Source organism: Lacticaseibacillus parahuelsenbergensis (assembly GCF_030770265.1).
GTDB classification, from domain to species: Bacteria; Bacillota; Bacilli; order Lactobacillales; family Lactobacillaceae; genus Lacticaseibacillus; species Lacticaseibacillus casei.
In genome coordinates this window covers 1,797,451-1,822,692 of sequence record NZ_CP132482.1, presented here as the reverse complement: position 1 = coordinate 1,822,692, position 25,242 = coordinate 1,797,451, and the positions used below count along the sequence as shown (strand labels likewise).

Annotated in this window: 17 protein-coding genes and 3 tRNA genes; 15 read left to right on the top strand and 5 right to left on the bottom strand. The window is 48.0% G+C overall.

The features are described from left to right. Positions 1 to 38: 38 nt before the first annotated feature. Entirely contained in the window at positions 39 to 527 is a 489-nt protein-coding gene (locus LACPH_RS08540; protein WP_087912382.1) for a MucBP domain-containing protein, read from the bottom strand. Between the two features lie 36 nt (positions 528 to 563). Beyond that, positions 564 to 1,202, bottom strand: a complete 639-nt coding sequence (locus LACPH_RS08535) for an NAD(P)-dependent oxidoreductase (protein ID WP_306386650.1) — start codon at positions 1,200 to 1,202, stop codon at positions 564 to 566. 197 nt (positions 1,203 to 1,399) lie between these two features. Here LACPH_RS08535 and LACPH_RS08530 point away from each other — a divergent pair. Both LACPH_RS08530 and LACPH_RS08525 read left to right on the top strand, forming a co-directional pair. Further along, positions 1,400 to 1,471 (top strand) — tRNA-Glu (locus LACPH_RS08530). A 4-nt stretch (positions 1,472 to 1,475) separates the two neighbouring features. Further along, positions 1,476 to 1,548: transfer RNA gene (locus tag LACPH_RS08525), tRNA-Thr, on the top strand. A gap of 157 nt (positions 1,549 to 1,705) precedes the next feature. Here LACPH_RS08525 and LACPH_RS08520 read toward each other — a convergent pair. Next, positions 1,706 to 2,479, bottom strand: a complete 774-nt coding sequence (locus tag LACPH_RS08520) for an ion channel (RefSeq protein WP_306386649.1) — start codon at positions 2,477 to 2,479, stop codon at positions 1,706 to 1,708. 251 nt (positions 2,480 to 2,730) lie between these two features. On the opposite strand from LACPH_RS08520, the gene LACPH_RS08515 reads away from it, so the two are divergent. The 6 genes from LACPH_RS08515 to LACPH_RS08490 all read left to right on the top strand — a co-directional run bounded on the left by LACPH_RS08515 (position 2,731) and on the right by LACPH_RS08490 (position 8,808). Then, on the top strand, positions 2,731 to 3,489 hold the full coding sequence (locus LACPH_RS08515; RefSeq protein WP_306386648.1) for an SGNH/GDSL hydrolase family protein: 759 nt from the start codon (positions 2,731 to 2,733) through the stop codon (positions 3,487 to 3,489). 157 nt (positions 3,490 to 3,646) lie between these two features. Continuing rightward, complete coding sequence (locus tag LACPH_RS08510) at positions 3,647 to 4,138, top strand: FeoA family protein (RefSeq protein WP_306386647.1); 492 nt, start codon at positions 3,647 to 3,649, stop codon at positions 4,136 to 4,138. Further along, complete coding sequence (gene feoB, locus LACPH_RS08505) at positions 4,125 to 6,242, top strand: ferrous iron transport protein B (RefSeq protein ID WP_306386646.1); 2,118 nt, start codon at positions 4,125 to 4,127, stop codon at positions 6,240 to 6,242. Before LACPH_RS08510 ends, feoB begins: the two co-directional genes overlap by 14 nt. A gap of 18 nt (positions 6,243 to 6,260) precedes the next feature. After that, positions 6,261 to 6,431 carry a FeoB-associated Cys-rich membrane protein gene (locus LACPH_RS08500; RefSeq protein WP_306386645.1) on the top strand — a complete coding sequence of 57 codons (171 nt, stop codon included), beginning with the start codon at positions 6,261 to 6,263 and terminating at the stop codon, positions 6,429 to 6,431. A 248-nt stretch (positions 6,432 to 6,679) separates the two neighbouring features. After that, entirely contained in the window at positions 6,680 to 8,338 is a 1,659-nt protein-coding gene (locus LACPH_RS08495) for a phosphoenolpyruvate carboxykinase (ATP) (RefSeq protein WP_306386644.1), read from the top strand. Positions 8,339 to 8,490: 152 nt separating this feature from the next. Beyond that, the gene (locus tag LACPH_RS08490) at positions 8,491 to 8,808 is read left to right on the top strand and encodes a thioredoxin domain-containing protein (RefSeq protein ID WP_010487581.1); all 318 of its coding nucleotides are present in this window, start codon (positions 8,491 to 8,493) and stop codon (positions 8,806 to 8,808) included. A gap of 150 nt (positions 8,809 to 8,958) precedes the next feature. Here the strand turns inward: LACPH_RS08490 and LACPH_RS08485 are convergent, their stop codons facing one another. Then, complete coding sequence (locus LACPH_RS08485) at positions 8,959 to 10,389, bottom strand: MFS transporter (protein WP_306386643.1); 1,431 nt, start codon at positions 10,387 to 10,389, stop codon at positions 8,959 to 8,961. A gap of 577 nt (positions 10,390 to 10,966) precedes the next feature. Here LACPH_RS08485 and LACPH_RS08480 point away from each other — a divergent pair. The 6 genes from LACPH_RS08480 to LACPH_RS08455 all read left to right on the top strand — a co-directional run bounded on the left by LACPH_RS08480 (position 10,967) and on the right by LACPH_RS08455 (position 17,126). After that, a complete protein-coding gene (locus LACPH_RS08480) occupies positions 10,967 to 11,389 on the top strand; it encodes a hypothetical protein (protein WP_087912373.1) in 423 nt (140 codons plus the stop codon). 50 nt (positions 11,390 to 11,439) lie between these two features. Beyond that, positions 11,440 to 11,814, top strand: coding sequence for a hypothetical protein (locus LACPH_RS08475; protein ID WP_151466864.1), 375 nt, complete (start codon positions 11,440 to 11,442; stop codon positions 11,812 to 11,814). A gap of 212 nt (positions 11,815 to 12,026) precedes the next feature. Then, entirely contained in the window at positions 12,027 to 14,345 is a 2,319-nt protein-coding gene (locus tag LACPH_RS08470; RefSeq protein WP_306386642.1) for an ABC transporter ATP-binding protein/permease, read from the top strand. Positions 14,346 to 14,593: 248 nt separating this feature from the next. Then, entirely contained in the window at positions 14,594 to 16,060 is a 1,467-nt protein-coding gene (locus LACPH_RS08465; protein WP_306386641.1) for a peptide MFS transporter, read from the top strand. Between the two features lie 47 nt (positions 16,061 to 16,107). Then, positions 16,108 to 16,941: a metallophosphoesterase gene (locus tag LACPH_RS08460; RefSeq protein ID WP_306386640.1), complete on the top strand. Its 834-nt coding sequence runs from the start codon at positions 16,108 to 16,110 to the stop codon at positions 16,939 to 16,941. A 104-nt stretch (positions 16,942 to 17,045) separates the two neighbouring features. Next, positions 17,046 to 17,126, top strand: a tRNA-Tyr gene (locus LACPH_RS08455). Positions 17,127 to 17,315: 189 nt separating this feature from the next. Here LACPH_RS08455 and LACPH_RS08450 read toward each other — a convergent pair. Further along, on the bottom strand, positions 17,316 to 18,806 hold the full coding sequence (locus LACPH_RS08450) for an AcpB/EbpR/MafR family transcriptional regulator (protein ID WP_087912369.1): 1,491 nt from the start codon (positions 18,804 to 18,806) through the stop codon (positions 17,316 to 17,318). A 275-nt stretch (positions 18,807 to 19,081) separates the two neighbouring features. On the opposite strand from LACPH_RS08450, the gene LACPH_RS08445 reads away from it, so the two are divergent. Next, a complete protein-coding gene (locus LACPH_RS08445; RefSeq protein WP_306386639.1) occupies positions 19,082 to 25,069 on the top strand; it encodes a DUF1542 domain-containing protein in 5,988 nt (1,995 codons plus the stop codon). Positions 25,070 to 25,242: the final 173 nt, after the last annotated feature.

The window sequence follows — 25,242 nt, the reverse complement described above, 5'->3', positions numbered from 1 at the left end:
AAGCCATAACGGAAGCTGTTTTTGATTGAAACAACAATTTACTTAGGTTCATACATAAATGTCAGTTCATTATGTGGCTGGATAAGGCGACCAGAAACGGTTTTGTCGGACATGATCATGCCGCCGGGTAACATAGCGTGGTGATACCGAAAATTAGGGAAATCCGGTGCTGTTAGTTCATATTGGTGACCGGTTTTGGTATGCAGCACCTGGGCGTCACGCAATGGCCGTTTGTGATTATCAAAGTACTGAATAACCAATGTTGCCGGAACTGGGTGATGAACCAGTGATGACGCCGTTGTGTAAATAAAGGTTAGCTGCGGGTCATCACCCGTCATGGTACCGGTGACAGTTGGATCACCGACATGCTGGCCGTCGGGGAGAACGGCTTTTTGAAAGTCATAACCGATTAAGGTCGGAGCAGTGAGTCGAAAATGATGTTCTGGCGTATTCATTAAGTGATTGTCTGGGCCTAATGTCTTGCCGTTTTCATCGACATAATGAATGGTTAAAGTGACTTGTGCCAAATAATTTCACATCCTTTTCGATGATTTAAAAAAGAACTAGGCGTTACGGGCGGTGAAGCGGGCTTGCTTAATGGTTGGTTTTTCCAGCTCATCCAGCAAGGCAACCGCCAATGTGCCGCTGTTGAGCACGGATTTACCGTTGTCGTCTTTTAGCAGTGTGTTGTCGCCGCGAACGTATTCAGTTGCCGGGCCGTGTTCAAAGTTCATGCTTGGCGAAATACCGATCCAGTTGACATTGTCGGTCCACTGTAACAGTTGATACTCTCTGAGCTGGTTCTTAGGCGTATTGATAAATGCCGGTGCATGCGGGTCATTTTTAAGTAAATCATACAGGAGCTTGCCGTCAGTTTCCAGGCTGCCTGCGCCTAGAATAAAGACTAGCCGTGGGGAGGTGGTCTCCCGTAACTCGTGAATCAGGTGATCGGCTAAATCAATATGGAGATAGGCTTGTTCAACGGTTGTCGCGAAGGCATCAACAACCGCATCGTAGCCTAGCAGCTGATCGCGGGTGAGGGTGAAGGCGTCTTGCTGCACGAGTTCGGCATCAGGCGGAAGAACGCCGATACCTTTGTCTGGATGACGAACGTAACCGGTAACTTCGTGGCCTCGCTTAAGCGCCTCTTTGTAGATCGCCGAGCCTGCATTGCCAGTCGCACCAATAATTGCAATCTTCATCTATAACAACATCCTTTCATAACGAGTCGGTTCAAGGTTTATGATACACTTACTAAAAGTAGATAGACAATTAAATTGGCCCAAAATTAAATCTTCCGCTGTCTTTTCGACGTACTTTTCGGAATCCAAATTGTGTGAGAAAAAAGGCTTTACAGTGCTATATTGCTCCTGTATAATCTTACTTGTTGTTCAGCAATGGCCCGTTGGTCAAGTGGTTAAGACACCGCCCTTTCACGGCGGTAACATGGGTTCAAATCCCGTACGGGTCAGTATGCCGGCTTAGCTCAGTTGGTAGAGCATCGGTATCGTAAACCGAGGGTCACAGGTTCAAGTCCTGCAGCCGGCATTTCATAGGGTATTTAAGCTTTTCTTAGAAAGTGAAATGCCTATATATCAACGATTTAGCCCTCCTAGGTTGTTTTAGGAGGGCTTTGTTTTTGCTTTTGGGGGACAAAAAGGGGACGCAAATGATCTTTGGTGGCAGAAACCTGAGAACATCGATTTTAGCCATCCGTGTCATGTTGGCTCACGTTTGCCAAAATATGATGCTTTAGCTGCGCGTACTCCTCTTGGCTTAGACCTCCGGAGTCGAGCAGCTTTTTAAGTTTCACCAGATCGTCGATTTGTGTTGAAACAGTGTTGTTGCTGTCTGCTAAATAAGCAGTAATAGAGCTTGTGAGAGCGCCGATGAGGCCAATGCCATTGAACATGAGTAGAACTGCCGCAACTCTTCCTAAGAGGGTGTGCGGTGAAATGTCGCCGTAGCCAACGGTGGTGGCGGTGACGATTGCCCACCAGATTGAATCGCTGTATGAGGCACCCTCGGCTAACGAATAGATGGCGGCCGCAATGATGACTAGGATGACTGATAACCACAGATAATAAATGAGACCGCCTTTGTGGAGAAATTTCCTGGTTCGTCCTTGTAAAATGCTGATGATGCCGGCAAGTCGGGTGATACGAAATGCGCGGCTGAGTCGGACGATACGAAAGGCCCGGGCAAACCGGAAAAAGGAAAAAATGGCGTTAAAGGGAATGATCGCCAACAGATCTAGCAAGTGAGTTTTAAAGAATTTAAACTTGTTGTCTGCGGTTAAGAGGCGTGCGAAGTAATCGACGGTAAAGATAGCGAGTATCGCATTGTCCACCACATCGTAAGGAAAAGCTACCAGACTAATGACTGATGAATAGTCCAAAATGACCATGACAATAGAAATGACAGCCAGTAGCGCAATCACAACATTGTAGTAACGAATAAAGCGTGAATCTGATTTCAAGATGCCATCCCCAATTACATAATTGCCCCATACCCAACGCGAACGAAATAACGCAGCGTTTTTAACGATGATTTAATTCTATCTTTAGGATCGCAGGAGTTCAATCATTTATAGAGTGAGCTTATGGAAGCCCAAGAAAAGTGAAAAATTAGAATCTTCTCCGAAATCCCTGTCTCATGCAACTTATCGCCCTTTTTTAAGCGCTTGTATGCTATGATCGTACGGTAAGTGATTGGTTGAAGGGGTGCAGTATGCATAGACAGAGAACAAGTTCAAAAGCAGGATTGATTTGGACGATTGTAATTTTAGCAGTTATTTTAGTGGCGGGCGGCTTGTGGTTTGGCCTTAACCGACAGGCGCAGGCAAGAGCACAAGAAGACTCATCCGTGTCGCGTTCCAAAGCGCGTTCGGTTGCCCAGTCGCGTTTGGCTGTTAAAGCCAGTCAGGCCGTTGAAGCTTCCCAAAAGGCCGCGGATCCAGTCTATAAAGATTTTGCCGCTGACGGACTCAGCTATCATCAAGTTCAAGCCGCCAAGGAATTATCCGTGACGGCGGTCGGTGATTCCGTGATGCTTGGCAGTGAGTATTTGTATAAAGAGTTGTTTCCAAAGATCTATTTTGATGCGACGGTTAGCCGCCAAATCTATCAGGTTCCCGCTTTGTTTAAGTCGCTGGCCGCTTCCGGTAAATTGGCCAATACCGTGATCATTGGTTTGGGCACGAATGGCACGTTTACGAATGAGGCATTTCAGTCCATTATGACAAGTATTGGTGATCAGCGTCAGGTTTATTGGATTAATGTCCGTTCTGATGCGAAATGGACGGATGAGGTCAATCGCGATCTGGGCAAAATGGCCAAGCGTTACAAGAATTTGCATATTGTTGATTGGCATGGTGCTTCTGCCGGGCATGATGATTGGCTGACAGCCGACAAAACCCATCCGTCAACCGATGGCCAGACGCATTATGTTGCGACGGTTGCAAAAGCCGTTTTGGCAAAAGCACAATGACCTCTCTAGACGCTTGATTGGATACTGGGCGGTCGACGCGTCGTAACAAGTGGAAAAATGATCACAGATGTTCTCATGGCAACATTTTAAATGCCAACAATATCGAGACGGATTGAGATGATCCTCATTTGCTGGCGATCATCGTGGAGGTGAGCAGATGCAGGCATTGCTTGATACCAAACAACCGGGAGCTTATTTGTTAATGAGTGTCGGAGGCAGTTCTGCATTGCGCCGGCATTTGGCTGAGATGGGACTGGTCGCCGGCAAGAAGCTAACCGTGGTGCAACCTGCGAGCAAAGTGACCGGTTTGGTGATTTTCTTTCAGGGGCAGCGATTGGCGATCAGTGACGAGATTGCTGCTTTGCTGGTGGTGCGACCGTTTGCCGCAGATGCTGAGAAGCCGGCGATACCTTTAGCCCACTTGCCACTGAGGCAGACTGGGTTGGTGCAGAAGATTCAAGGAGATCCGCCGCTGCGACACCGCCTGATGGACATGGGCTTAACCAAGGGGACGTTGGTGAAAATTCACCAGATTGCCCCGCTTGGTGATCCCATCGAGCTAGAGGTACGTGGTTATAAGTTGAGTATTCGTAAGCAAGACGCGGCGCATGTGCTGGTAACGGAGGTGACCACTGATGACCATGGATGAGACCTTAGCGCTTGTCGGCAACCCTAATAGTGGCAAAACAACCCTGTTTAATGCGCTGACCGGTGCCAAACAACATATTGGCAATTGGCCGGGTGTTACAGTTGAACGAAAATCCAGTCGGCTTAAAGCCAATCCGGCGGTGATCATCGAAGACCTGCCCGGAACCTATTCACTGTCGCCTTATAGCAGTGAAGAAATTGTGACGCGGGATTTTTTGCTTGAAAAGCAACCGGATTTAGTCATCAATGTTGTCGACGCTACAAACCTCGAACGCAATCTATATTTAACATTACAAGTGATGGAAACCGGGCGGCCATTGATGGTGGCGCTCAACATGATGGATGTCCTTGAAAAAGCCCGCCGCCGCACGATCAATTTGAAAAAGTTGAGTTATGCCTTGCAGGTACCAGTCATCGGCACCACTGCCACCAAACCAGCAGCTTTAAAGGAACTTGTTCAGGCCATCCAAGCGCCGTTACCTAAACCATATGCTTTTCCGGAATACGATCCGCGGCTCGAATCGGCTTTAAGCATGCTTGAGGAAGTCATCGGCAAACGCTTACCTGCGGATCGTTTGCGATGGTATGCCATCAAACTTTTTGAAAAAGATCCGCAAATCGCGCAGCAGCTGGCTTTCACACCCGCTGAACAGCAACAGGTCACGGAAATTTTACATACGGCCGAGCATCTTTTTGACGATGCGAGCGATAGCATCATCGTGAATGCAAGGTATGATTTCATCGCCCGCGTCATGGCGATGTGTGTCGTCGATAAAGAGGATTTTGTCATGTCGGTCAGTGATCGGATTGACCGCATCGTGACGGATCGCTATTTGGCCTTGCCGATTTTTGTACTGGTGATGTGGGTGGTGTATTACCTTTCGATTCAGACAGTCGGAACCATTGGCAGTGACTATCTCAATGATACGGTCTTTGGCGGCTGGTTGCCGGCGGTGGTCGGCGGGGCGTTGAAGAGCTGGGCGGTTGCGCCGTGGTTGTCGGGCCTGATCGTGAACGGGTTGATCGGTGGGATTGGTTCCGTGTTGGGGTTCCTGCCGCAGATCATGATGTTGTTTCTATGTCTGGGTATCCTTGAAGATTGCGGGTATATGGCGCGAATCGCGTTTGTCATGGATCGGCTGTTTCACCGGTTCAATCTTAGCGGCAAAAGTTTTATCCCGATTTTGATTGCTACCGGCTGCGGGGTTCCTGGTATTATGGCCACACGAACCATCGAAAGCGAAAAAGATCGACGAATGAGCATTATGCTGACAACCTTTATGCCGTGTTCCGCTAAATTGACTGTTATTGCGCTGGTTAGCGGAACCTTCTTTCCGAATAACAGCTGGGTTGCGCCGTCAGCTTATTTCATGGGCATTATTGCCGTTGTCTGCTCCGGCATTTTTCTGAAAAAGACCGCTTTGTTTGCCGGACCACCAGCTCCATTTGTCATGGAGTTGCCAGCGTACCATTTGCCGCGCGTCACCAACCTTTATCGCAGTGTCATGTCGCGGGCACGAGCCTTTGTGCATAAGGCTGGAACGATTATTTTCTTGTCATGTGTTTTGTTATGGTTCCTTTCGAACTTTGACTTTACGTTACACATGGTCCAGCAAAATAAGAGTATGTTACGAGGAATTGGTGGGGTCATTGCCCCGATTTTTGCGCCGCTGGGGTTTGGCGATTGGCACACCACAGTGGCTACATTAGCCGGTTTGATCGCCAAGGAAAACTGTGTCAGCACGCTGCACATTAGCTTCGGTGGGACTGGCAGCTTTGGTCAGGCATTGCAGGCGACTTACCCGGCCATGGCAGGGTATGCGTTTTTGATGTTCAATCTTTTATGTGCCCCGTGCTTTGCGGCCATTGGCACCATGTACAAGGAGTTTGGCAATGCGCGCTGGACCTGGCGTGCCGTTGGCTATCAAACAGGCGTGGCGTATTTGCTGACGATGTTGATTTATCAAGGCAGTCTCAGTGTGAGTGGTCAGGCCAATGTGCTTAGTTTCGGACTGGTCGCACTGGCAGTGACACTCATTATTTACGGCCTGTGGCTCAAACGCCCGCATCCCGTGGTTGCGTCGGGTTATAGCACGGATATTTAAAGAAGGAGATCTTTTATCATGGCAACGTGGCTAATTGGCAGTGTCGTCGTTTTGACGATCGTTTTCGTCTTATATCGCACCTTTTTTCGAAAAAACAAAGCAGGCGGTTGCAGCCAATGTGAAGATGTTGGCTGTCCGCTGATTGATCAGGCCAAAATGGTTCAGGCCAACAAACGGCGTAAAGCATAACGAGATTCAATACCGCTTGATTGGTAAGTGAATGTGGTTTGTGATTGAAATAGCCTTTGTGATCCGGTGAATTTTTAAAACTCGCGTTGCTAAAGTGAACTATGTATAATTGAGTTGTGAAAGCCTTTACAAAAAACGACTGAACGTACATTGTTTGCGCTCCGGCGACCGTTGCACAAAACGGAGGAGATAGTGGCGCAGGGGTAAGTACCATTGCGGTGTACCGGATGTACAAGGGGGATGCAACCATGACAACAAAACAACAATTTCCGATCCGTGATGTGACCACAGCGAGTGGCTATTTTTCACCACTCAAAGCGACCGTCGAGACGGCATTTTATGGCACGAATGTCCGGCCGGTGACCACATTGACAGAAGCATACGAATTGGCCAAAGCCGCGCCAGGTGTCATTATCACGGATTTGCCGATTCAGCATGCCAGTGATCTCGGGCTGCCAGAAGACGCCCGCATCTTGGTTGCAAATGACGGTCGGGTTGTCGGCCGAACCGCTGCTGCTCGCCGGATTATCGGACATCCCGGCGTTGAGGCAGACACAATGGTAAAGGTTGCGCGTGAAGCGGTCTTTCAAGGCGGTCGCAAGCGGTTTTTGAGTGGCCGGGTTGTGGTTGGTCTGTCGCCCGATTTTTCTGTTGAAGCGCATATGATGTTGCCTGAAGCATACGCGAATAACCTTTACAGCTATTTATTGAATTTTCAAATCATGACGGCTGAAGCCGAAAAACACTACGCTCAGTCGCGCCCGCTTCCGGAAGATGACCTTTATCTTTATGCCGATCCTGATTGGCACGATCCGGCGTATCCGGATGGCCTGGCGATTTTTGATCCGCTACACAATGCGGCGATCATCTTAGGCTTACGCTATTTTGGCGAATTGAAAAAGGGCACCTTGACGTTGGCGTGGGCGACGGCACATCGAAATGGCTTTGTTGCCTGTCATGGCGGGATGAAACAGTATCAGCGGCAAGACGGCACGTTTACCATGGCAGCGTTTGGCTTGTCTGGCTCGGGTAAATCAACGATCACACTGACGAGTCACGGCGATCGCTACCCAGTGAAAGTGCTGCACGATGACGCATTCGTGATTGATCGGCAAACCGGTGCCACGACTGCGCTGGAACCGGCGTATTTTGACAAGACTCAGGATTATCCGTTAAGCGATCCAGGAATTCGGTATTTTCTGACAGTGCAAAATGTGGGCGTTACTTTGGATGATCATGGCCGGAAAACGCTGGTCACCGAAGACATTCGTAATGGGAACGGGCGAACGGTTAAGTCGCGGTTCGTGACGCCTAATCGTGTCGATCATTTGACCCAGAGTATTGATGCCGTTTTTTGGATCATGAAAGACGACACGTTGCCACCGGTGGTTCGGATCGAGAATCCTGATTTGGCGGCGGCATTTGGGGCAACGTTAGCAACTAAGCGATCAACTGCCGAAAACGTCGGGGCTCATGTGGATCGCGATCAGTTGGTCATTGAACCGTTTGCCAATCCGTTTCGTTGTTATCCGCTAGCCGAAGACTACCAGGATTTTTATGAACTCTTTCAGGAACGTGGCACGACTTGCTACATTCTTAATACCGGTTTTTACCGCGGCCAAAAAGTGAAACCGGCTGACACGTTGGATGCGATTGCGGCGATTGTAGATGGCACCGCACAATTTCAACCATTTGGGCCGTTACCAGATATGAGTTATCTGGTATTACCAACTTTTAAAGTAGACTTTACGACACCTGATTATCGGGCTTTGTTGCGTAAGCGTTTGGAAGCTCGCTTGGCATTTTTGACCACCAAAGAGACAGCCGATGGTGGCTATGATAAGTTGCCGGAAGCTGCCACTCACGCACTGGAAAAGGTTCTTACCGCGCTTTCGGAGTCGAACTGAATTCTTGGCGTTCGGGTGCGACATCACAAAAGGTCAACTCAATTTCCATCATTGCACGCTCGCTTAAAATAGGGGATAGTATAAACGACAGGACATACGCCTCGTATCAAATGCATGACAGCGGCACTAGGCCATTTATGGAGGATATGCGTATGGCAATTCATTTTGTAGTTTACGAAAAGCCCCATTGCGAAGCTTGCCGGTTGACGCGGCGGTGGTTGTTGACGCATCATCAGCGTTTTCGAACAACCAATCGCCGTGGTGAAACGAATTTGGTGGATCCCAATTCGGACGATCCACTCAAGCGTGCTTGGAGTGCGCAAAAAGTCGTGAAATTTCGGCAGGATGGTTATGATCGTTTTCCGATTGTGCGCGTGCGCGATGATGAAACCGGGGATGTTTTGGCCACCTGGAATGGCTTTCATCCCGAAGCACTTGCCAGCTGGGCAGCGATTAATCGGCTAGGATAATCAACATGCCGGCGATGTACACGGGCGAATAATGCGGGAGAGTTAATCCACAAATAAAACAAAGACGCTAGCGACAAATCCACTTGATCGCTAGCGTCTTTTAGATGGCGTTTTAAAATACAGCCGACAACCGCTCGAACCAGCTTTGGCTCAAGACTGAGCGGCTTTCTTTTGAGCTGCAGCAGTTTTGGCTGCGAGTTCGGCATACATTTTGGTACGGGCTTCGCCTTGCAGCGGATATTGCTTGGTCAACAGATAGGCGACAAACGAGAAAATGGCTGGCAAGCCAAACAAGACGACGCCTAAACTCTGAAGGAGGCTATCAGGCACCTGGGCTGCTTTTTCAAGGGTTTGCGCGTTGTACCCGACGAGTAGTAGTGCTGCGCCAACGCCAATCGTAGCCAGCCCGGACTGAAGCTTCTGTAAGAACATGTTGACCGCGTTGATAGTGGCTTCCATCCCTGAATTGAGCTTGAGACGATTGTAATCCATCGTCTCCATGATGATCAGGTTAGCCGGAACAAACTGCGCGCCAGCAAGCGTCATGACAATCCCAATCAGGATGTAGAACAGCCAAGGATTGTGGATCACCTGAAACTCATTGATGGCGAACATTAAGAGCAAGAACGGTGCCATGCCTAGATAGCAAAGCTGAATGCCGCGAAGTGCCGACATATATTTCATGGCTTTTTGCGAGATGAACGTCCCGCCAACCAACGTGACCAAGGTTAACAAGCCAAAATACATAGACTGAATCCCTAGATTAGCCACGCCAAACGCGTATTTAATGTAGTACAGGGATGTCGCGGTGAGCAAGGCCCAGACAAAGCCGCCGACAAAGGTAAAGTACAGGTTGACCCGAAAAGGCTTGTTGATCTTCACCATCCGGCCGATATCGCGAAGCTTGGGCGGTTTGGTGCCTTCAGCAACCGGCCCTTCTTTGACCATGAAGCCGCCGATCAGGGCAATGATCAAAAAGGGGATAACGATCACGTCCACCGTCAGCGGGATATTGGGACTCTTCTTAGTTCCAAGAAAGGTGGCAATGGCCATGAAGAAGGCAAATACGACACCGACAACATTACTGGTAATGCGGGGCCATGAAATAAGTTTGGAGCGAATTTCCTGGTCTGCCGACATCGTACTGGTCAACGGCACTGTGACGATGATCGTATAAGCAAGCATAAACAGAAAGTAGACAATATAAAGGTAAACTTCCTTGCCAAAATCACTGATGCCTTGGGGAATGTGAAACAGCATCATGCCCAAGATACCTGCAAAAAAAGTGCCAGCCAGTACATAAGGCTTGAACTTGCCCCAGCGGGTTCGCGGGGAAATATCGATTACATAACCTGTCCACAAGTCATTCACCGCATCCCAAAGCCGACCCACAAATAATAAGGTCGTTGCAACAGCTGCCGCTTTACCGGGGATGCCTGTATAAATCCCGGAATAATCGGTAATAAACATCATTAAGACAGCCGTATAAAGATAGTACGCCGTTGTGCTAATGAGCCCCATGGTATTGATTCCAAAAAAAGTACGCGGATCAAGGGGGTAGTTCTTTGGATAGTCTTTCAATGTTTGCACCCTCCAAAAAGGAATGACGGTCATGCCGCGTCACAATCACGGGTTGCACTTCACCCAACCGATGAAGCGTTTAACCTCAAGCGGTGCACGCGTCATGCTCTTGCTTTGATTATAGGTGATGTCCTGAGAACTTGCTATTAACTCCCTCCGCTAAAATAAAATAAGTTATAACCACGTTGAAATAAGAATCTTTATAGGCAGTATTTGCACGATTGTTGAGAAATATTGAAATATAAGTTCAAAATATCTAAAAAATATTTTCGTTATCTTATTTTTGATGGAAGCGCTTAGCAAATAAAATACGTGGCAAAGACGAGATGTCAAGACAGGGGGCGCAGGCGTTGATAAGTTCAGTTTTCACAAAAAGATACATTGCGTACAATTCCAAAGAAAACGGTTTTCACAGACTGGTGTAATGTATGCAAATCCCACTAATAATGGCCTTTAAACGGGTTATATAACGTTAGGTATTTAAATATTAGTCAATAATTATATTGATTATAAGCCATTAACACGTATAATTAAGTGTGTAAGTTGATGAACGCACAAGATTAGGAGGGACTTTTAAATGTACGCGACGAGCAATGCACCTAGTTATGTTGAAGTAATTAATCAGAATCTGGAACGGCTACTTGTTTTTGAGACGGTTTTCAAAGAATACGTCCACACATGCAAGAACATCGAGAAGGGCAATTGCTATGCCAGCGAAAGTCTCGATCGGTTGCGTGTGTACTTCACCAAAAATGTGATTAAGTTCTGCAGTTTTGTCGACAGTGTTGATGCCGAAGCCGCACCTTGCAATTACGCGGCCTTTCATCGCGTGTTGGTCAGCGGCCTGCGCGGCATTCGCAGTGGCGTGTTAGACATTCTTCAGGCGATTGGCCCGGATCAAATCGATCACGAACGCTTCGATGCAGGTTTGGCTGAACAGCAAGCAGCTCGGGCGCAGATTGATTCGGCTTTCTCCAAAATTCTTGATCCGATTTTTTAGTCCGCTTCCCTGCTTCAATGTGGCATAATTGAAGCAGAGGGGGTGAGTGCTTGGCAGTTTGGCGCATGATGTTTGCCCGCCCGCAGTTTAAACATCGCCAGATTAAGCAAATGGTCGATGAACTCAACCAAGAAGGCAACTTCGGGGGGATGCCGATTCACCATATCAGGCTGACGCGGCAAACCAAAGAACTTATTTATGTGGATCTGGATTTTGAGCTAACATCTGGTTTGACGCAACCGTTGTTTGAACAAATGGCCAAGTATATTCTCGTTTCTGTTGCGGGATTGGCTCACGCACCGCAACGGATCTATTTAATGGCAATGGCGAATCCTTTTTCCAAATTGAACATTACTTATTACATTTATCCGGATCATAGTTTGGACTTGATTTATTGGCGACCGTTGCTCAGTGTGCCATCCTAAATTGATCGGCACGGATCTATCGGAGGACCTCCTTTTTTAAGGCAGGTTCTTTTTATTTACGCAGGCGCCGCATTCTAAAAGCTGACTTTTTTGACAAATCGGCAACGTCTTAGGCTTTAGACCGATTATCAAGTAGCCGGTAAGTATGCTAAGATATGGCAAGTTATTTCATTTCAACGCCTTGCCATAGACAGCAAGAGGAGGAGCGAACGTTGCTAGAGCTAAAGCACATTAAAAAATATTACCAAACCGGTGACTACACCACGAAGGCCCTCGATGATGTTTCGGTTCAGTTTCGTGAACAGGAATTCGTAGCCATTCTTGGCCCCAGCGGCTCCGGGAAAACAACGCTGCTGAACGTGATTGGCGGCCTTGATCGCTATGATTCAGGCGATCTATTATTGCATGGTCGGTCCACCCAAAACTTCAAGGAATCTGATTGGGATGCTTATCGGAATAATTCTGTCGGGTTTATTTTTCAGAGTTATAACCTGATCATGCACCTGAGCATTTTGGAAAACGTCGAACTCGGCTTAACGTTGAGCGGCGTTTCTGCCAAGGAGCGGCGCAAAAAGGCGGAGGCCGCGCTGGTTAAAGTTGGCCTAAAAGAGCACATGAGCAAGCAGCCTAATCAGCTTTCCGGTGGGCAGATGCAGCGGGTGGCCATTGCTCGGGCGATTGTCTCGGAACCGTCGATTTTGTTGGCGGATGAGCCGACTGGTGCCTTGGACACCGAAACCAGTCAGGAAATCATGAAGTTGATTGCCGACTTGTCGCGGGAGCGTTTGGTCATCATGGTGACGCACAATCCGCAACTGGCGCACGATTATGCCCAGCGGATTATCGAGTTCAAGGACGGTAAAATTCTGTCCGATTCGCGTCCGTATGATGCGGAGGAACGGGGCAGTCATTTTGATCTGCGCCGGACGAAAATGAGCTATTTGACGGCGCTGAAGCTGTCCTTTACGAACATTATGACCAAAAAAGGCCGCACTTTTCTAACGGCGTTTGCCTCCAGCATCGGGATCATTGGCATTGCGGTCGTCCTGGCGCTTTCATCCGGGTTTCAAAAGCAAATTGATAATACCCAAGCAGAAACATTGGCCCAGTTTCCCATCACAATTTCAACGAACGCGACCAATCTAACGGCCGGGGCACAAGATAATACCAAGACGTCAACATTTAAGACGACCAAAACTGTGCTGGCAAAGCAAAGTGCCAGTGACAAAGCGCAGCACACGAACAAATTAAATCAAAAGTATATTGATTATGTGAATGGCATCAGCAAACGCCTGACCGACAACATTGGCTATACGTATGGCACCGGCATGAACTTACTGCGTGACGTCAACGGGAAGGTGAAGCCAGTCCAATTTTCAACAGCCAAACCGACAAATAACCAATCACAACGCGGCTTTTCCAGTGTCAGTTCATCGGTTTATCCCGTCGATCGCGAAGGCGGCACCAGTTATCTGAAGAAAAATTATGAAGTCGTTGCCGGAAGTTATCCCAAGAAAGACAGCGATGTCATTTTGATTGTTGATCGGGACAATTCAACGAATATTAACGCGTTGAAGAACCTTGGCTTTTCAGTTAAAAATGGTCAGAAGCTTAAGTTTAGCGATATTGTAGGGACAAAACTAAAGGCCATTGCCAATGATCACTACTATCAAAATGTTGGTGGCAGTGTTTATGTGCCGACCAAGAACTATGCGGATGCGTACCAACAAAGTGGCAATCGGGAGTTAACCGTGACAGGGGTATTGCGGACGCGTTCCAAGACCAGTGACGGACTTTTGAGCCAAGGATTTGCTTACTCTGATCGGTTAACCAAAGATCTGGTCGCGATGAATAAAGATTCTGCAGTTGTCAAAGCACAACGCAATAGTGATGTGAATATTTTCACCAATCAGGAAATTGACGATGCAACTAAAGATCAGCTGATCACCAGTTTAGGCGGCTCAGAAACGCCAACGCAAATCACGATTTATCCGACGAGTTTCAAAGATAAGGATAAGATTCTCAGCTACCTGGATAAATTCAACCACGGCAAGAAAAAAGCCGATCAAGTCATTTACACGGATTTGGCGGGTACGATTTCGAGTATGACCGGCGGGATTATGTCGGCGATCACCATTGTCTTGGTTGCTTTTGCGGGAATCTCATTGGTAACTTCGATGATCATGATTGCGATTCTGACGTATACGTCGGTTCTGGAACGAACCAAGGAAATCGGGGTGCTCAAGGCGTTGGGTGCGCGGCGCAAGGATGTGACGCGGGTCTTTGATGCCGAAACCATCATTCTCGGGGTGAGTTCCGGGGTACTGGGCATTATCATTGCCTGGCTCCTGACCTTCCCGATCAACGTCATCTTATATAACATGACCCAGTTGCCGAACGTGGCGCAGCTGAACCCTATCCACGCGGTGATTTTGATCTTAATCAGTACGATTCTAACGGTTCTCGGCGGCCATATTCCAGCGCGCATGGCGGCCAACAAGGATGCAGCGATCGCGTTGCGTGCTGATTAATCTGTTCATCATTTACGACTTCAATGTCAAAGCAAACAAACCTATGAATAACGATGGGTGCGTTTGCTTTTTGTTTTCCAATTGGGCCTATGTCCGGAAAGCTGACATTTGCATAAGACGTAAAGTTGCATAAATTTGTTTTGGGCGAGCGTAACTATTATAATGAAGATTCATTGATTGACATTTTGAGGGAAGTGTCATGAGAGCAGCTAGGAAGATTATTTTTCTAGCGAGAGGATGTATTTCAATTGAATAATTCAGAGGACCGCACGTTTATGGGTCATCCCCGGGGGTTATTAACCCTGTCAATGACAGAATTCTGGGAGCGGTTCAGTTACTATGGCATGCGGGCTATCCTGATCTACTACATGTACTATTCAGTGGAAAAGGGTGGCTTAGGATTTGATCAACCGACTGCATTGTCGATTATGTCGATTTATGGGTCGTTGGTTTATTTGAGCGCCACAATCGGAGGCTTCATTAGTGACCGGTTGCTCGGCTCGCGACGTACTGTCTTTTGGGGCGGTGTGCTGATTATGTTAGGGCATATCGTCTTATCCATACCGATTGGCGCAGTGGGGCTTTTTGGCTCGATTGTTTTGATTGTTTTGGGCACTGGGTTGCTTAAACCCAACGTTTCCGAAATGGTCGGCAGCCTTTACCCTGAAGAGGATTTACGGCGGGATTCCGGTTTCAGCATTTTCGTCATGGGGATTAACTTCGGCTCACTGATTGCGCCGATTTTTGTTCCGTGGATGGCTGATAAGGTCAATTTCCATGCCGGCTTTTCGTTAGCCGCCATTGGGATGTTCATCGGCTTGATCTTTTACGTTGTTGATGGGCGCAAGTATATCAATCCGGCTGACAATACGGCGCCGGATCCATTAAAGCCGGAAGATGTCCGCCCACTGGTCATGCGGATTGTCGGCGCGGTGGTTGTGGTTGGCGTCATTTTGGCCATTATGGCAGCCTTCAAGGCATTGACGATCGCCAATGTCATCAGTCTGATCACGGTCATTGCGATCGGCTTGCCGGTTTGGTACTTTATTTTGATGATTCGCAGCAAAAAGGTGACCAAAACCGAACGCTCACGGGTCATTGCCTATATCCCGCTATTTTTGGCGGCGATGATTTTCTGGGCCATCGAGGAACAGGGATCGGTTGTGTTGGCCTTGTTTGCGGCACAGCAGACGAAACTGGATTTCGGTTTCTTCAAAATCCTTCCGGGAAATTTTCAGACGCTGAATCCATTGTTCATTTTGCTTTACGGTCCGTTGTTTGCCTGGTTGTGGATGAAGCTTGGCAAACGCCAACCGACATCACCGAAGAAGTTTTATTTAGGTTTGATTTTTGCCGGAGCCTCTTATCTGTGGATGGTTATCCCGGTCATGCTTTTTGGCAGTAGTGCGAAGGTATCACCTTTGTGGCTGGTGATGAGTTGGGCCATTGTCGAAATCGGCGAAATGTTGATTTCCCCGGTCGGACTGTCGGTGACGACCAAGCTGGCACCAAAAGCCTATTCATCCCAAATGATGAGTATGTGGTTCTTGGCTGATGCGTCGGCGCAGGCGGTCAATGCGCAAATTGTGCGCTTCTACACGCCGAGTCACGAAGTAGCTTACTTCGCGATTGTCGGGCTGGTTTCAGTGGCATTTGCGATCATCTTAGCTTTTTACACGCCACGCATCGAGAAGCTCATGCAAGGGGTCAATTAATGGCGGCTGACTCACTTTTGCGTTAGTCGCTAGCAGGAAGTGTCCTCATGATAAAAGTTGCAATCAGCGTCGATAATCATTTTGATGTGAATCACGTCGATGGCTTTGAAATGCTAAAATACCAGGCAGACTATCTGGTTGAAAACGGGTATCAGATTTATGTCAACGCCGGTGATACGTACAATGATTTCACCAAAACGCTGGCCTACTACCGGACATTGCAACAGGAAGTAGGTCAGCAGGTCACGGTACGCTTTTTGGCCGGCAATCACGACATGGTCAAGGGCGCTACCTATGATGAAATTCAGTCAGATGTTGATCCGCTATATTTGCACGAAAAGGTATTGCCGATTCCGTCCACCAATGCCGTGATCATTGGCAACAATGGCTGGTATGATTATTCGCTTGGCCAGTTGGGAAAGACTAAAACGGATGCAGCTTATGCACAGTGGAAACGCGCTTTTTGGATTGATAGCGCAATTGATTCGCCGTTGAGCGATGGTGAGCGAATGCAACGGGTTTTACAGACAACCCAAGCAGCAATCGATGCCAACCAAGGACGGCAAATGATTTATGTGACGCATTTCGTGCCGATTCGCGGCGCCATGGTCTATGCGGTGGACCGGCCGTCGTGGCAAATGGCGACGGCGCTCATGGGATCAGCGAAACTTGGCGCACTGTTGACAGGCCAGGTTGACGCGGTGGCATTTGGTCATGAGCATTTTCGGGATGCACCTAAATTAATCGGTAAAACTGCCTACTACCACCAGCCGCTGGGCTATGGCCTGAAGCGCTTATTTGAATGGGAAAGTCATGATTGGTTGACGGAGTGGCGGAACACGCTGGTCACGTTGCATGTACCGTCATTGGCTAAATCCTGAAATCGTCAATGACTTGCAAAACGGGTTATAAAAACTGCCTGAAAATGGTTGCTTTTTATAACCTGTTTTTGTACACTATTTGAGTTGGCTACTTGCAAACGTATGGAGGAGTAGCGAAGAGGCTAAACGCGGCGGACTGTAAATCCGCTCCTTCGGGTTCATAGGTTCGAATCCTATCTCCTCCATTTTTAATGGCAGTGCGTAGTTGCGTTGCCAACACGACGAAAATCCGCTTAACGCGATCATTGCGTTAGGCGGATTTTTTATGCGATTGCGGGCACTTATACCTTAATATTTGTGGTTGAAAATACAGAAGCATTTCAGCTTTTAAAAAAGAATGATGCCTGATTGAACTGACATTGATTTGTTTACTTTTAAGAGGCCGGCATTTTAACCGTTTTTGCGCTAATAATCTTGTTGTATACAGCTAGAATATTGTCAAAGTCTTCAGGTGTGGGATGAGGCTGAATGGAGACGATGTGGCATTTCGGCAGGTTCAGGAGCGGCAAATTGGTGATAATCATATCAAAATGAGGGGCGGCGGCTTTTAATTTGGCAAGCGTATTGACGTGCATCAATTCGGGCTTCAAGCTTGACCGCATGTGATAGCTTAATTCCTGCAATAAAAATTGGCTGTGCTCAAAACTTGTGTTGAAGAAGAGGCCGGTTCTGACTTTTGGCGCTCTTTCTTCTAATTGAAGGGTCAGGTTTTCCCAAGAAGTGACCAAGATGAAAAGCAGGCGGGTGATCAACGCCTCGTCAATTTGCTTCCAGATTTTTTCGGCGCGCAAAATGGCGATTAACGTTTCTTTGGTTTGTTTAATGAACGTCTGCTCAAATTTGTTCATGTTCATGAAGAACGCCTCATCCGGATTATACAGAATCTTGGTCGGTCCCCAAGTGTACTCAATGGCATTATACAGACGCAGCAGCACCAAATCACGATTAGCTAGTTTCAGTTTTTGCGATGCCGCCGTCACATCAAGAAAGTGTGACAGTGCTTGATAAATCGAATGAATCACCGGATTATGGCGGGCTTTAACCAGGAGATCCTGGTAAGTCAGGGCGTTGCGTGAGTTAAAGAAGAGATAAAACAAATGTGAAAAGACAAACGAGGAACAATTAATCCTATAAATTCGAGTAATCTTTTGCCGTAACTCAGGCGAAAACGTGTCATTTTCCTTCACCAAACTTGCATCTTTGAAAGTGTGGCCGCGACTATTGCGGGTAAGACAGATAAAGACGGTCGTTCGCAGTTTGTTTAAAAACGAAAACGACTGATATCTCGGCGATTTCAAAACCGGAAAATGGGCTGAAAAATCAGCAATGATCTCATCAATGAGCTGTAATTCATCTTGAGACAAAAAGGCGTCAATGAACCAGTATCTTTCCAGAAAATAGCAGTAATAGAAAAAATGAATTTTCTTTTCGTTGCCGACAATATCCAGAGTTTGCGTATCAATTCTAAAGCCTTCATGTTCCAACACTTGATTAATCGCCAGTATGTGCCGTTTTAAGGTTGACTCACTGATGAAGAGTTCTTCGGCTAATTGGGTCATCGATGAAAAGCGGTGTAGAAAAAGTTCTTCAAGAATCAAGAAGCGGGTCGATTGGCGATAAATAGCCGCATAAATGTAAAGCGGATTGTGTGACGCATCGTAAGTGAGTCGAATACCGAAACGTTGACTGCTTTCGATTTTGGCTGGGGCAATGTATTGATTAATATTCCCGATATCTTGTCTGATGGTCCGCGCAGGAATTTTGATTTCTTGGGCTAAACGGTCAATGGTCGTCCAGTCTTTGTTCAACAAAAAACTAATAATGTAATAGTGCTTCAGCAAACTATTCTCTAGCAGTTCCTCCATAACCCTTACCCCCTTGATGTTTGTTAATTTCTCAAATGTTGCCTAACGTTAGGCAACATTTGACCTGATACCACCCAACGATTTACTTATACTAATTTGCGTGTTGCATTAACGACATTTAAATCGTTATGAATTATAGCAACACGGAGAGATTTATTTCAACAGTAACGCATTGACAATTGAAAGGTGATAAATAATATTAATATTTTAATAATGGGCAACCATTTTAAATGCGTGCTGTTTTGGGGGTTAGCAAGAGGGGGAGCGACAATAAATTGAAAAAAGGAACATTAACATTCTTTTTGGCAACTGGCATTGTCACAATTGGCCTTTGGGATTCCACAATTGTGGTGCAAGCGGCCGTAAAGCCACAAGCTGGCAATGTTTTTATCGGTGGTGACAGTATTGCGTATAAAAGAGTTGTTGATAGCATTACGTTTAGCTATAGCAACGATACCATCACGTACGATCAAAAAACGGACACCTTTAAGATCCCGATTCGTTTTGGGTCGGCGAACATTGCCGGTGGACTGGATCGTTATCTGAAATTTTCGTATTCCTTTAATGATGAACTGGAGGGCAAGGTTAAGCGGGTGGTGATCTCGCCCGACGGTTTAGATACTGCAGTTATTAACCACATGGATCCCACGACCCACCAGTTTACTCACCAATGGGATGTTAGCACTCGAGTCGGCGGGACTGCGGATGCCGTGATTTATATGCAGGCGCATAAAATCACGCCTAATGACTGGATTGCCGTCCAAATGGAAAGTAGTCGGTTGAAGAATTTAACGCCGATTCGGCCTGCCTGGAATTCAGCGAGGGTTCTTGAGTACAAAGACTTCGGTCCAGCACTCAACGCAAAGCTGCTTGAAGCGATGAAGAAAAAAGCTGTCGCCGACGTGGCTACTGACTCCAAGGCCGTTCAAGCCGAGGCCAAGAAAAAAATCGATCAAGTCAAAGTTGACGACGATTTTGCCAAGGTTTTACCACAAGTGGTGACAGGCGCGCACAAGGAACAGGCAAAAGACGATCTTGACGGCGAGGCTGCTACCGTTAATGCCAAGATTGACAGTGATCCGACATTAACTGCCAGCGAAAAGGCGAAGCAAAAAGATGCCGTGACTGCAGAAACAGCAAAAGCCAAGACTGTTGTTGATCAAGCACAAGACGATACTGGCGTTCAGCAAGCAAAGGCTGCCGGGATTACGACCATTGACGCGCAACACAAGCCAGGTACCGCCTTGGATGTGCGCAGAAGCGACGCAAAAAAGGACATTGATGCCGAGGCTGCGAAAGTCACTGCCGCCATTGACCAGGATCATACTCTGACGACGACGGAAAAAACTGCGCAAAAGCAAGCAACGGCCGATGAAGCAACGAAAGCTAAATCCGCGATTGATCAAGCCCAAACCATTGAGGCCATTAATCAGGCTAAAACGGATGGAATCAAGGCTATCGACGTTCAACATCAATCAGGCGCTGATTTTGATAAGCAAAAAGAGCAGGCTAAGCAGGCACTTGATGCTGAAGCTAAGAAAGTCACCGCTGCCATTGATCAGGATGCCACGTTGACGGCTGCGGAAAAGCAAAGCCAAAAACAAGCAGTTGCGAAGGCGGCAGACAGTGCTAAAGCTGCCATTGACAAAGTGCAGGATATGGATCATCTGAATCAGGAAAAAGCAGATGGGATTAAGGCAATCGACGACCAGCACCAAGCTGGCGATGCGCTGCCGACTCGGCAAGATACCGCCAAAAAGGCAATTGATGACGAAGCAGCCAAAATCACCACTGCGATTGACCAGGATCCGACGTTAACGACAGCCGAAAAGAAGACCCAAAAACAGGCTGTCGTTGATGCGACTGCCAAAGCCAAAACAGCCATTGATCAGGCGCAAAATGCCGATGACGTGAATCAGAAACAGGCTGATGGGATCAAAGCTATTGACGACCAGCATCAATTAGGGGTGGCGTTAAACAAGCAAAAAGCAACCGCGAAACAGGCCATCGATGATGAGGCTGCTAAAGTGACCGGTGATATTGACCAAGATGTTACCTTGACGGCCGCAGACAAACAGGCGCAAAAACAAGCAGTTGCCGATGAAGCTGCCAAGGTCAAGGCGGCGATTGACGCGGCTCAAAATGCTGACAGTGTGATTAAGACGCAAACTGATGGCATTCGAGCCGTTGATGACCAGCACCAAGCCGGTACGGATTTGGCTGTTCGCAAGGCGGAAGCTCAAAAAGCCATTGATGCTGAAGCGGTGCTAGAAGCAGATGCGATTGATCAAGATGTTACTCTGACCACCAGCGAAAAAGCTGTTCAAAAGCAGGCTATAACTGACAAAGCAGCGGCAGCCAAAGACACGATTCTCAAAGCGCAGGATGTCGATGGCGTCAATCAAGCTGAAGCAGCTGGCATCAAAGGCGTTGATGACGTTCATCAATCCGGCACACTTTTAGACACGCGCAAAGCCGAAGCGAAAAAGGCGATTGATGCTGAAGTGACCCAAGTTCAGCAGGCGATTGACCAGGATGCCACATTAACCGCCGCGGAAAAACCAATGCAAAAACAAGCCGCTGCCGATGAGGCGACGAAAGCCAAGGCTGCCATTGATGCGGCTAATGACGCCGATGCGGTTGACCAGGCTAAGGCTGATGGGGCTAAAGCAGTTGCTGCGGCTCACCAGCCTGGTGCACTTTTGGATACCCGTAAAGCAACGGCCAAACAGGTGATTGATACTGCAGCTGCTAAAGTAGTTGCGGCGATTGATCGAGATGCCACATTGACGAACGCCGAAAAGACGACTCAAAAACAGGCAGTTACCGATGAAGCGACCAAAGCTAAGGCTGTCATTGACGCGGCTAAGGACGCTGATGCGGTTGATCAGAGTCAAAACGACGGCGCTCAGCACATTAACGCGCAATACCAACCAGGAATCGCTTTAGACGTCCGTAAATCCGATGCTAAGCAAGTCATTGATGCGCAAGCCGTTAAAATCAGTCATGATATTGATAACGATACGACGTTAACGGCTGCCGTGAAGAAAGCACAAAAGCAGGCGGTCGTTGACGAAGCAGCCAAAGCCAAAACAGCGATTGACGCTACTCAGAGTGCGGATGCGGTTGATCAAGCGAAGGCAGACGGCACCAACGCTATCGCAAATCAACATCGTTCCGGTCTGGCCCTCGCAAATCGGCGCCTCGACGCGAAAAAAGCGATCGCCAGTGAAGCCGGTAAGATTGTGGATGCGATTGACCACGATGTGACGTTGACGAAGGCTGAAAAGTATACGCAAAAGCAGGCAGTCGCGGCAGCACTGGATAAGGCTAAGCAGGCCATTGACGGTGCGCAAAGTGCTGATGCAGTTGACCAAGCGATTGCAGACGGAAACAAAGCCATCGCCGGACAGCATCAAGCCCGTACTGCGCTCGCAACGCGCAAGGATGGTGCCAAGCGGGCCATTGATACCGAAGCTGCTAAAGTTGCCGGCGATATTGATCAAGACAACACTTTGACTGCCGCCGAAAAACAAGCGCAAAAACAAGGTGTTGCTGATGAGGCTGCTAAAGCCAAGGCGATCGTTGATGGCGCTCAAGACGCCGACGAGGTTGAGCAAGCCCAAGTCGACGGTATCCGCGCAGTTGATGATCAGCATCAGTCCGGTACCGATTTAGCAACCCGCCAAGCTGAAGCCCAAAAGGCCATTGATGCTGAAGCTGCTTTGGAAACGGATGCGATTGATCAAGATGTGACGTTAACCAGTGGCGAAAAAGCGACGCAAAAACAAGCTGTGGCTGATAAAGCTGCTGCGGGTAAAGCTGCGATCGCCCAGGTGCAAGATATTGATGGTGTTAACCAAGCGACATTCGATGGTGTGAAGGCTATCGATGCCGTTCACCAATCCGGCACCCTTTTGGACACCCGAAAGGACGCCGCTAAACAAGCCATTGATGCTGAAGCTGGCAAGGTTGAGCAGGCCATTGACCAGGATGTCACCTTGACGACTGACCAAAAGGCGACACAAAAACAAGCAGTTGTGGATGAAGCAGCCAAGGCGAAAAACAATATCGACAGCGCCTTAAATGCGGATGCGGTTGATCAGGCAGAAGTCGACGGAATCAAGGCCATTGATGACCAGCACCACGCCGGTACCGATTTGGCCACACGCAAAACCGCCGCCGAAAAAGCGATTGATGCCGAAGCAATTAAAGTTATCAACGCGATTGAGCGCGATGTGACTCTTACTAGCACTAAAAAGGCGATGCAAAAACGCGCTGTTAAAGACAAGGAGGCAAAAGAGAAGAAGGCGATTGGCGCCGCAACCGATGCGGATAAGGTCAATAATGCCAAAACCCACGGCATTAAGCACATTGATGAACAACATCAAGCTGACGCGACGTTAAAGTCACACAAGCAAGTTGCCGAAAAGGCGATTGATGCGGAAGCTGCAAAGGTCATCCAAACCATCGATCAGGATGTGACGTTAACTGGCGCGGAAAAAGCTTCACAAAAACAGTCCGTTGCTGAAGAGGTCATTAAGGCCAAGAAGAAGATTCAGCAAGCCAAGGATGTTGATCAGATCAATCAAGCGATTGCTCAAGGTATTCAAGCAATTGATGACCAGCACCGCTCCGGAAAGGATTTAACGACCCGCAAAGAAGCACACAAAACCACCATTGATGCGGAAGCTGCCAAGGTGACGACAAGCATTGATCAAGACGCAACGCTGACTGGTACCCAAAAAGCTGTTCAGAAACAGGCAGTGGCGGCCGAAGCAGCCAAGGCCAAGCAAAACATCGACGCCGCAACTGACGCCGATGCGGTCGATCAAGCCAAAACAGCCGGGATTCAAGCAATCGATGGTCAACATCAACCAGGAACAGCGCTTGCAACGCGCAAAGATGAAGCGAAAAAGACGATTGATGACCATGTTGCACAAATCATTGACAGCATTAATCGTGATGTGACGCTCACCGCTGCCGAAAAAGCTAAGCAAAAACAGGCGGCGACTACTGCGGCTGCTAAAGTTAAAGTTGTGATTGATCAAGCGCAAGATGCCGATGGTGTTGATCAAGCGGTAAACCAGAACCTCAAGACGATCGATGTTACTCATCAAGCTGGCAACGCGTTGGCAACCCGCAAAGATGACGCTAAAGCCGTCGTCGATGCTGAAGCTGTCAAAGTGACGCAAGCGATTGATCAGGATGTAACACTAACAACTGCTGAAAAAACGGCACAACGTCAAGCGGTTGCAGATGAAGCTGCCAAAACTAAAGCAGCCATTGACGCAGCGCAGGATGCCGACAGCGTCGATCAGACGAAGGATGCCGGTATTCAGACAATTGGTGCGCAACATGTATCCGGTCAGGCAATGGATCGTAGCAAAGCGGACAACAAAAAGGCGATCGATGCCGAAGCCGTGAAAGTTCAGCATGAAATTGATCAAGATGCAACGTTGACTGCAGCTGCCAAAAAGCAACAGAAGGCAGCGGCTGTTGCTGAAGCGGTCAAGGCTAAACAGGCGATTGACGATGCCCTAAACATCGAAGCTGTTACAAACGCCAAAACTGAAGGTATCAAGACCATTGATGCGCAACACCAGTCAGGCGCGGCGATCACGCTTCGCAAGGCCGAGGCTAAAAAAGCAATTGATGTGGAGGCTGCGAATGTCACTACAGCTATCGATCAGGATGCCACATTGACGGGTGCACAAAAGACTGCCCAGAAACAAGCAGTCGCAGCGCAAGCGGTCAAGGCCAAGCAGGCGATCGATGCAGCTGGGCATGCTGATGGCATTGATCAAGCTAAAGTAGACGGAATTAAAGCGATTGATGACCAACATCAGTCAGGCGCAGCCATTGTGACCCGCCAAACTGAAGCCAAGCAAGCAATTGACGCCGAAGCCGCTAAAGTGATGGCTCAGATTGATCGCGATAACTTGTTGAGCGATGCCCAAAAAGCCGCGCAAAAACAGGCCATCACAACGCAAGCAACGAAAGCCAAACAGGCAATCGATGCAGCCGGCAGTGCAGATCTCATTGAGCAGGCGAAAGACAATGGTATTAAAGCCATTGACGCACAATATCAAGCCGGTAAAGCTGCACCTACCGTTAAAGCCGAATCCAAGGCTAAACCTACCACCAATCAGGATCATTTCCCTAAAACTGGTGAGCAGCAGTCGCTGTTGATGGTAATTTTAGGTGGCTTGTTAAGCTTAGGATCCAGTTTGTTCTTTACCCGGAAGAAGCGTTCGCACTAAACGTTTGGGCCAACTAAGCGGGTGTCGTGTGATGTCTAACGATTACCAGTTTTTATCACTCGCAGCCGAGATGCCAACACATCTCGGCTGTTTTTTTGATTTCACCGGTCCAGTAGTTTGACACGGTATAGCCCAACCGCTACGCTTAAAGCAAGACAATGAAGGGTGTGATT

Excerpts from the sequence above, each read along its gene's own strand:
- LACPH_RS08460 (WP_306386640.1), top strand. The coding sequence starts at position 16,108 with ATGATAAAAGTTGCAATCAGCGTCGATAATCATTTTGATGTGAATCAC.
- LACPH_RS08535 (WP_306386650.1), bottom strand. The coding sequence starts at position 1,202 with ATGAAGATTGCAATTATTGGTGCGACTGGCAATGCAGGCTCGGCGATC.
- LACPH_RS08500 (WP_306386645.1), top strand. The coding sequence starts at position 6,261 with ATGGCAACGTGGCTAATTGGCAGTGTCGTCGTTTTGACGATCGTTTTC.
- LACPH_RS08510 (WP_306386647.1), top strand. The coding sequence starts at position 3,647 with ATGCAGGCATTGCTTGATACCAAACAACCGGGAGCTTATTTGTTAATG.
- LACPH_RS08515 (WP_306386648.1), top strand. The coding sequence starts at position 2,731 with ATGCATAGACAGAGAACAAGTTCAAAAGCAGGATTGATTTGGACGATT.
- LACPH_RS08450 (WP_087912369.1), bottom strand. The coding sequence starts at position 18,806 with ATGGAGGAACTGCTAGAGAATAGTTTGCTGAAGCACTATTACATTATT.
- LACPH_RS08480 (WP_087912373.1), top strand. The coding sequence starts at position 10,967 with ATGTACGCGACGAGCAATGCACCTAGTTATGTTGAAGTAATTAATCAG.
- LACPH_RS08495 (WP_306386644.1), top strand. The coding sequence starts at position 6,680 with ATGACAACAAAACAACAATTTCCGATCCGTGATGTGACCACAGCGAGT.
- LACPH_RS08490 (WP_010487581.1), top strand. The coding sequence starts at position 8,491 with ATGGCAATTCATTTTGTAGTTTACGAAAAGCCCCATTGCGAAGCTTGC.
- feoB (WP_306386646.1), top strand. The coding sequence starts at position 4,125 with ATGACCATGGATGAGACCTTAGCGCTTGTCGGCAACCCTAATAGTGGC.